Below are 7,045 nucleotides of genomic sequence, written 5' to 3'. Positions count from 1 at the left end.
CATCTCGGTGCCGATGCCGTGCCCGCCGTAGCCGTCGACGATGCCGTACCGACCGCCCTTGCGGACCGCGTTCTCCACCGCGTGGGAGATGTCGGTGAGCCGCCCCCGGCCGCTGGCCGCCCCGCGCGCCGCGGCGGCGATCCCGGCCCACATCGCGTCCTCGGCCACCGCGGCCATCTTCAGCAGCGCCGGGTCGACCTCCCCCACGCCGACCGTGATCGCCGCGTCGCCGTGCCAGCCGGCGAGGACGGCGCCGCAGTCGATCGAGATGATGTCGCCCTCCCGGAGCACCTGCTCCGGCGCGGGGATCGCGTGGACCACCTGCTCGTTGACCGAGGAGCAGATCGAGGCGGGGAAGCCGTGGTAGCCCTTGAACGAGGGGGTTCCGCCCGCTTCCCGGATGGTCGACTCGGCGATCGCGTCCAGGTCGGCGGTGCTGACCCCGGGGGCTACCGCCTCCCGCATCCGACGCAGCGCCTCGGCGACCACCAGGCCGGCGGCACGCATCTTCTCGATCTGGTCGGGGGTCTTCAGCTGGATGTCCAGCTGGGGACGGCGCATGGAGCCGGTACCTTTCGTCGCACGGAACAGCGGGGCACGTCGGACGTACCCCGCTGTTCGCACTCTATCCGCCGGAGCCGGCGGTCGTCGTCAGCCGCCGTAGGAGCGGAGGGCGTCGATGGCGCGGACGGTGACGTCCTCCACCGGGCCGGTGGCGTCGATGCCCACCAGCTTGCCCTGGGCGCCGTAGTAGTCGACCAGCGGCGCGGTCTTCTCGGCGTACTCCCGCAGCCGGGCGGCGATCGTCTCCGGCTTGTCGTCGTCGCGCTGGAACAGCTCGGCGCCGCAGCGGTCGCAGATGCCGTCCCGGGTCGTCGCGTCGAACTCGACGTGCCAGATCTTGCCGCAGCCCCGGCAGGTGCGCCGGCCCGACAGCCGCCGGATCACCTCGTCGTCGTCGACGACCAGCTCCAGCACCAGGTCCAGCGCGGTGCCGAGGTCGGCGAGGAGCTTGTCCAGCGCGGCGGCCTGCGGCGTGGTGCGCGGGAACCCGTCGAGCAGGAAGCCCTCGGAGGCGTCCGGCTCGGCGAGCCGGTCCCGGACCATGTTGATGGTCACCTCGTCCGGGACCAGCTTGCCCGCGTCCATGTAGCGCTTGGCCTCGACCCCGAGCGGGGTGCCCTGGGAAACGTTCGCCCGGAAGATGTCACCGGTCGAGATCTTCGGGACCGAGAGGTGCGCGGCGACGAACTCCGCCTGCGTGCCCTTGCCCGCACCCGGCGGGCCAACCAGAACGAGTCGCATCTACCGCAGGAACCCTTCGTAGTTCCGCTGCATGAGTTGGCTCTCGATCTGCTTCACGGTCTCCAGACCGACGCCGACCATGATGAGCACAGCGGTGCCGCCGAACGGGAAGTTCTGGAACTGCTGGTTGTTCAGCCAGATGAAGAAGAAGTTCGGCAGGACCGCGACGATGCCCAGGTAGAGCGCACCCGGCAGGGTGATCCGGCTGAGGATGAAGTCGAGGTAGTCGGCGGTCGGCTTGCCGGGGCGGATGCCCGGCACGAAGCCGCCGTACTTCTTCATGTTGTCCGCGACCTCGGTCGGGTTGAACGTGATCGAGACGTAGAAGTACGTGAAGAAGATGATCAGCAGGAAGTAGATCACGATGTGCAGCGGGCTCGACGGGTCGACCACGTTGTTCTGGATCCAGGCCTGGGTCTTGCCCGGGTTGGTCTGGTCGAAGAACTGGAGCGCGAGCTGCGGCAGGTAGAGCAGCGACGAGGCGAAGATGACCGGGATGACACCCGCCTGGTTGACCTTCAGCGGGATGTAGGTCGAGGTGCCGCCGTACATCCGCCGGCCGATCATCCGCTTGGCGTACTGCACCGGGATGCGGCGCTGCGCCTGCTCGATGAAGGTGACGGCGGTGATGACCACCAGGACCAGCGCGATCACGAGGAAGAACTTGGGCCAGCCCTGCTCCGTCTTGATCTTCCATCCCTCGCTGGGGAGGCGGGCGGCGATCGAGGTGAAGATCAGCACCGACATGCCGTTGCCGACGCCCCGGTCGGTGATCAGCTCGCCGAGCCACATCACCATGCCGGTGCCGGCGGTCATCGTCATGACCAGGATGGTCAGCGTCAGCCAGTCCGGGATGCCGGTGCCCTCGGGCACGATCGGGAACTGGTCGCACTTGTTCTGGAAGAGCTGGCCCGAGCGGGCCAGCGCCACGAACGCCGAGGCCTGGAGGACACCCAGCCCCAGGGTGAGGTAGCGGGTGTACTGGGTGATCTTCGCCTGGCCGGCCTGACCCTCCTTGCGGAGCTGCTCCAGCCGCGGGATGACCACGGTGAGCAGCTGCAGGATGATCGACGCGGTGATGTAGGGCATGATCCCCAGCGCGAAGACCGAGAGCTGGAGCAGTGCCCCGCCGGAGAACAGGTCCAGCAGGTTGAGCACGCCTGTCGACTCCCCCTGGAGGGTGTCGAGGCACTTCTGCACGTTGCCGTAGGAGACACCAGGGCTGGGCAGGGTCGCGCCGAGCCGGTAGATCGCGATGATGCCTACCGTGAACAGCAGCTTCTTGCGCAGGTCAGGCGTTCGGAACGCACTGAGAAAGGCGGACAGCAACTTCTTCCTCCTGCGCGAGGCGGGCCGCCGGTGGGTGTCCCTGGCGGGTCGGGGTGGGTGCCGGGCGAGTGCCCGATATCCATAGCTGGGAAGGGACTCTAACAGTCCGATGCCCGTCCGGGCAGGTGTGCCCGGCTACATAAATCGAATCCGATGTTACCCGGTGGGGGTCGTCGGCGTAGACCGAGACGCCCGCCCAGTCATCGAGGACTGGGCGGGCGCCACGGCTTCCTGTGCCTACAGCTCGGTGGCGGAGCCACCGGCGGCAGTGATCTTCTCCTTGGCCGACGCGCTGAACGCGTGCGCCGACACCTGGAGGGACACGCCGTTCAGGTCGCCGGTGCCGAGGACCTTGACCGGCTGGCCCTTGCGGACCGCACCGGCCTCGACCATCTCGGCCGGGCCGACCTGGCCGCCGTTGGGGAACAGCTCGGCGAGCTTGTCCAGGTTGACGACCTGGAAGACCACCTTGAACTTGTTCTTGAAGCCCTTCATCTTCGGCAGGCGCATGTGGATGGGCATCTGCCCACCCTCGAACGCCGCCGAGATGTTCTTGCGGGCCTTGGAGCCCTTGGTACCGCGACCGGCGGTCTTGCCCTTGGAGCCCTCACCGCGACCCACGCGGGTCTTCGCGGTCTTGGCACCGGGCGCCGGGCGCAGGTGGTGGACCTTGATCGTCATTACTCGACCTCCTCGACCTTCACGAGGTGGTTGACCGCGAAGATCATGCCGCGAATCTCCGGCCGGTCCTCCTTGACCACCACGTCGTTGATCCGCTTGAGACCGAGCGAGCGCAGCGAGTGACGCTGGTTCTGCTTGGTCCCGATCTCGGACCGGACCTGGGTGACCTTCAGGCGAGCCATCAGGAAGCCACCCCCGCCCGCGACGCGAGCATCGCGGCCGGCGCGACGTCCTCGACCGGCAGGCCACGACGGGCCGCGACGGCCTCCGGGGACTCCAGCCCCTTCAGCGCCGCCACCGTGGCGTGCACGATGTTGATCGGGTTCGACGAACCGAGGCTCTTGGAGAGCACGTCGTGGATGCCCGCGCACTCCAGCACGGCACGCACCGGACCACCGGCGATGACACCCGTACCGGCGGACGCCGGCTTGAGCAGCACCACGCCGGCGGCGGCCTCACCCGTCACCGGGTGCGGGATCGACGAGGCGATCCGCGGCACCTTGAAGAAGTGCTTCTTGGCCTCCTCGACACCCTTGGCGATCGCCGCGGGCACCTCCTTGGCCTTTCCGTAGCCCACACCGACGGTGCCGTCGCCGTCGCCCACGATCACCAGGGCGGTGAAGCTGAAGCGACGACCACCCTTCACGACCTTGGCGACGCGGTTGATCGCGACGACCCGCTCGAGGTGCGGGGTCTTCTCGACGGGCGCGTTTCCGCGGCCGCCCTCACGGCGGTTGTCGCGGCGACCACCCTCGTTGCCACCGGACCCGCCGCCACGGCGCTGTTGACCTGGCATCAGCAGCCTTCCTTCTCTCTCGTGACGGGGTTTCTAGAACTCGAGGCCGGCTTCGCGGGCGCCGTCGGCAAGCGCGGCGACCCGCCCCGCGTACCGGTTGCCACCGCGGTCGAAGACGACCTTCGAGATGCCGGCGGCCTTGGCGCGCTCGGCGAGCAGGGCGCCGACCTTGCCGGCCAGGGCGCTCTTGTCGCCCTCGGTGCCGCGCAGCGAGGCGTCCAGGGTCGAGGCCGACGCCAGGGTGTGACCCTTGGTGTCGTCCACGATCTGGGCCACGATGTGACGCAGCGACCGGGTGACGACCAGGCGGGGACGCTCGGCGGTGCCGCTGATGTTCTTGCGGACCCGGAAGTGCCGACGCGCACGCCCGACGGCGCGCTTGGCGGCAACGCCGCGGCGGCGCTTGAGCAGCGTGGCGCTCACTTCTTACCTGCCTTTCCAGCCTTGCGGCGGATGACCTCGCCCTGGTACTTCACGCCCTTGCCCTTGTAGGGCTCCGGCGGGCGGATCTTCCGGATGTTGGCGGCGACCTCGCCGACCAGCTGCTTGTCGACGCCGGCCACGTGGAACAGCGTCGGCTTCTCCACCGTGAAGGTGATGCCGTCCGGCGCGGGCACCAGCACCGGGTGCGAGAACCCGAGCGCGAACTCCAGGTCCTTGCCCTTGGCCGTGACGCGGTAACCGGTGCCGGCGATCTCCAGGCTCTTGCGGTAGCCCTCGGTCACACCGACGATCATGTTGGCGACCAGGGTACGGCTCAGGCCGTGCAGCTCCTTGGCCTTGCGCTCGTCGTTCGGCCGGTTGACGTGCAGCTGGCCGTCCTCGCCCCGCTCCGCCGTGATCGGCTCGGCGAGGGTGTGGGTCAGCTCGCCCTTGGGGCCCTTGACCTTGACGGTCGGGCCGTCGATCGTGATGTCGACGCCGGCAGGCACCGGGATCGACTTACGTCCAATACGCGACATTTCTACCTGTCTCCCGTTACCAGACGAAGGCGAGGACTTCCCCGCCAACGCTCCGCTTGCGGGCCTGCCGGTCGGTGAGCAGCCCCTGGGACGTCGAAATGATCGCCACGCCGAGCCCGCCGAGCACCCGCGGGAGCCCGTCCGACTTGGCGTACACCCGGAGACCGGGCTTGGACACGCGCTTGATGCCAGCCAGGCTCCGCTCGCGGTTCTGGCCGTACTTCAGCTCGACGACCAGTCGCTTGCCGACGGCGCCCTCCTCGGGCTCCTCGACCGACCAGGTGGCGATGTAACCCTCGGACTTGAGGACCTCGGCGATGTTCGCCTTGATCTTCGAGTAGGGCATCGTCACCCGGTCGTGGTACGCCTGGTTGGCGTTACGCAGACGCGTGAGCATGTCTGCGATCGGGTCGGTCATCGTCATGAAACTCGTCAACCTTTCTCGCCGGGGTTCCCCGGGCCAGGCCCGGGGCCTACGGCGAAGAGACAGTTCAGCACGCGCGGAGCGCGCCGGGCTATTACCAGGAAGCCTTGGACACGCCGGGCAGCTCACCGCGGTGGGCCATCTCCCGGATGCACACCCGGCAGAGCCCGAACTTGCGGTAGACCGCCTTCGGACGCCCGCACCGCTGGCAGCGGGTGTACGCGCGCACCGAGAACTTCGGCTTCGCGGCCGCCTTGAGGATCAGCGCCTTCTTGGCCATCTCAGTTCTCCTTGAACGGGAAGCCCAGGAGCTTGAGCAGCGCCCGGCCCTCGTCGTCGGTCGTGGCGGTCGTGACCACCGTGATGTCCATGCCCCGCTGCCGATCGATCTTGTCCTGGTCGATCTCGTGGAACACCGACTGCTCGGTCAGGCCGAACGTGTAGTTGCCGTGCCCGTCGAGCTTGCGCCCGTCCAGGCCGCGGAAGTCGCGGATACGGGGCAGCGCGATGGAGAGCAGGCGGTCCAGGAACTCCCACATCCGGTCGCCCCGGAGGGTGACCTTCGCGCCGATCGGCATGCCCTCGCGGAGCTTGAACTGCGCGATGGACTTGGTCGCCCGCCGGACCTGCGGCTTCTGGCCGGTGATGGTGGCCAGGTCACGCACGGCGCCGTCGATCAGCTTGGCGTCCCGGGCGGCCTCGCCGACACCCATGTTCACGACGATCTTGACCAACCGCGGCACCTGCATGGGGTTGCCGTAGTTGTGCTGCTCCTGCAGCTTCGCCACGATCTCGTTGCGGTACCGCTCCTTGAGGCGCGGCATGGTCTTGGTTTCGGTAGCCGTGGTCATCACAGGTCCTTACCGGTGCTACGCGCGATGCGGACCTTCTGGCCGTTGTCGTCGATCCGGTAACCGACGCGGGTCGGCTTGCCGTCGGAGTCCAGGACCATCACGTTCGAGACGTGGATCGGGGCCTCCTGGGTGACGATGCCACCGGTCTTGGCGCCACGCTGGGTGGTGCTGATGCGGGTGTGCTTCTTGACCCGGTTCACGCCCTCGACCAGGACCTTGTCCTGCCGCGGGTAGGCCGCGATGACCTTACCCTTGGCACCCTTGTCCTTGCCGGCGATGACGACGACCGTGTCGCCCTTCTTGACCTTCACGGTCACAACACCTCCGGCGCGAGGGAAATGATCTTCATGAACCGCTTGTCCCGCAGCTCCCGGCCCACCGGGCCGAAGATACGGGTGCCGCGCGGGTCGCCGCCGTCCTTGATGATGACCGCGGCGTTCTCGTCGAAGCGGATGTACGAGCCGTCCGGACGCCGCCTCTCCTTGGCGGTGCGGACGACGACGGCCTTGACCACGTCGCCCTTCTTCACACCGGCACCCGGGATCGCGTCCTTGACCGTGGCCACGATGACGTCGCCGATGCTCGCGTAGCGCCGACCGGAGCCACCGAGAACCCGGATGCACAGGATCTCCCGGGCACCCGTGTTGTCGGCGACGCGCAGTCGCGACTCCTGCTGAATCACGTCTATCTCCTA

Annotated in this window: 13 protein-coding genes; all 13 read right to left on the bottom strand. The window is 68.2% G+C overall.

The genetic code is table 11. From position 1 onward, the window contains the following. The coding region (gene map / locus LPU43_RS12680; RefSeq protein ID WP_229400554.1) for a type I methionyl aminopeptidase at window positions 1-561 on the bottom strand (561 nt) is incomplete at its 3' end. A 90-nt stretch (window positions 562-651) separates the two neighbouring features. Next, complete coding sequence (locus tag LPU43_RS12675) at window positions 652-1,305, bottom strand: adenylate kinase (RefSeq protein ID WP_229400552.1); 654 nt, start codon at window positions 1,303-1,305, stop codon at window positions 652-654. Further along, window positions 1,306-2,634, bottom strand: a complete 1,329-nt coding sequence (secY, locus tag LPU43_RS12670; RefSeq protein WP_229400550.1) for a preprotein translocase subunit SecY — start codon at window positions 2,632-2,634, stop codon at window positions 1,306-1,308. Between the two features lie 237 nt (window positions 2,635-2,871). Continuing rightward, a complete protein-coding gene (rplO, locus tag LPU43_RS12665; RefSeq protein ID WP_229400548.1) occupies window positions 2,872-3,315 on the bottom strand; it encodes a 50S ribosomal protein L15 in 444 nt (147 codons plus the stop codon). Then, window positions 3,315-3,497, bottom strand: a complete 183-nt coding sequence (gene rpmD, locus LPU43_RS12660) for a 50S ribosomal protein L30 (RefSeq protein ID WP_229400546.1) — start codon at window positions 3,495-3,497, stop codon at window positions 3,315-3,317. Before rpmD ends, rplO begins: the two co-directional genes overlap by 1 nt. Beyond that, window positions 3,497-4,111: a 30S ribosomal protein S5 gene (gene rpsE / locus LPU43_RS12655; protein WP_007073019.1), complete on the bottom strand. Its 615-nt coding sequence runs from the start codon at window positions 4,109-4,111 to the stop codon at window positions 3,497-3,499. The genes rpmD and rpsE overlap by 1 nt, the downstream gene beginning before the upstream one ends. A 33-nt stretch (window positions 4,112-4,144) precedes the next feature. Next, window positions 4,145-4,534 carry a 50S ribosomal protein L18 gene (gene rplR / locus LPU43_RS12650; protein ID WP_229400540.1) on the bottom strand — a complete coding sequence of 130 codons (390 nt, stop codon included), beginning with the start codon at window positions 4,532-4,534 and terminating at the stop codon, window positions 4,145-4,147. Then, window positions 4,531-5,073 carry a 50S ribosomal protein L6 gene (gene rplF / locus LPU43_RS12645; RefSeq protein ID WP_229400539.1) on the bottom strand — a complete coding sequence of 181 codons (543 nt, stop codon included), beginning with the start codon at window positions 5,071-5,073 and terminating at the stop codon, window positions 4,531-4,533. Before rplF ends, rplR begins: the two co-directional genes overlap by 4 nt. Window positions 5,074-5,089: 16 nt before the next feature. Continuing rightward, window positions 5,090-5,497, bottom strand: coding sequence for a 30S ribosomal protein S8 (rpsH, locus tag LPU43_RS12640; RefSeq protein WP_018784557.1), 408 nt, complete (start codon window positions 5,495-5,497; stop codon window positions 5,090-5,092). A gap of 94 nt (window positions 5,498-5,591) precedes the next feature. Next, window positions 5,592-5,777 carry a type Z 30S ribosomal protein S14 gene (locus LPU43_RS12635; protein ID WP_007073023.1) on the bottom strand — a complete coding sequence of 62 codons (186 nt, stop codon included), beginning with the start codon at window positions 5,775-5,777 and terminating at the stop codon, window positions 5,592-5,594. 1 nt (window position 5,778) lies between these two features. Then, a complete protein-coding gene (gene rplE / locus LPU43_RS12630) occupies window positions 5,779-6,348 on the bottom strand; it encodes a 50S ribosomal protein L5 (RefSeq protein ID WP_145773674.1) in 570 nt (189 codons plus the stop codon). Next, window positions 6,348-6,668: a 50S ribosomal protein L24 gene (rplX, locus tag LPU43_RS12625; RefSeq protein ID WP_013288626.1), complete on the bottom strand. Its 321-nt coding sequence runs from the start codon at window positions 6,666-6,668 to the stop codon at window positions 6,348-6,350. Before rplX ends, rplE begins: the two co-directional genes overlap by 1 nt. Beyond that, window positions 6,665-7,033, bottom strand: a complete 369-nt coding sequence (gene rplN, locus LPU43_RS12620; RefSeq protein ID WP_007465279.1) for a 50S ribosomal protein L14 — start codon at window positions 7,031-7,033, stop codon at window positions 6,665-6,667. Before rplN ends, rplX begins: the two co-directional genes overlap by 4 nt. Between the last annotated feature and the right edge of the window lie 12 nt (window positions 7,034-7,045).

It is taken from the genome of Micromonospora okii (genome assembly GCF_020884795.1).
Lineage (GTDB): Bacteria > Actinomycetota > Actinomycetes > Mycobacteriales > Micromonosporaceae > Micromonospora > Micromonospora okii.
Note: the sequence above shows the minus strand (reverse complement) of the source record. Positions and strands in the feature narration are given on the sequence as shown.

Excerpts from the sequence above, each read along its gene's own strand:
- rplF (WP_229400539.1), bottom strand. The coding sequence starts at position 5,073 with ATGTCGCGTATTGGACGTAAGTCGATCCCGGTGCCTGCCGGCGTCGAC.
- rpmD (WP_229400546.1), bottom strand. The coding sequence starts at position 3,497 with ATGGCTCGCCTGAAGGTCACCCAGGTCCGGTCCGAGATCGGGACCAAG.
- rpsE (WP_007073019.1), bottom strand. The coding sequence starts at position 4,111 with ATGCCAGGTCAACAGCGCCGTGGCGGCGGGTCCGGTGGCAACGAGGGT.
- LPU43_RS12675 (WP_229400552.1), bottom strand. The coding sequence starts at position 1,305 with ATGCGACTCGTTCTGGTTGGCCCGCCGGGTGCGGGCAAGGGCACGCAG.
- rplO (WP_229400548.1), bottom strand. The coding sequence starts at position 3,315 with ATGACGATCAAGGTCCACCACCTGCGCCCGGCGCCCGGTGCCAAGACC.
- rpsH (WP_018784557.1), bottom strand. The coding sequence starts at position 5,497 with ATGACGATGACCGACCCGATCGCAGACATGCTCACGCGTCTGCGTAAC.
- rplE (WP_145773674.1), bottom strand. The coding sequence starts at position 6,348 with ATGACCACGGCTACCGAAACCAAGACCATGCCGCGCCTCAAGGAGCGG.
- LPU43_RS12635 (WP_007073023.1), bottom strand. The coding sequence starts at position 5,777 with ATGGCCAAGAAGGCGCTGATCCTCAAGGCGGCCGCGAAGCCGAAGTTC.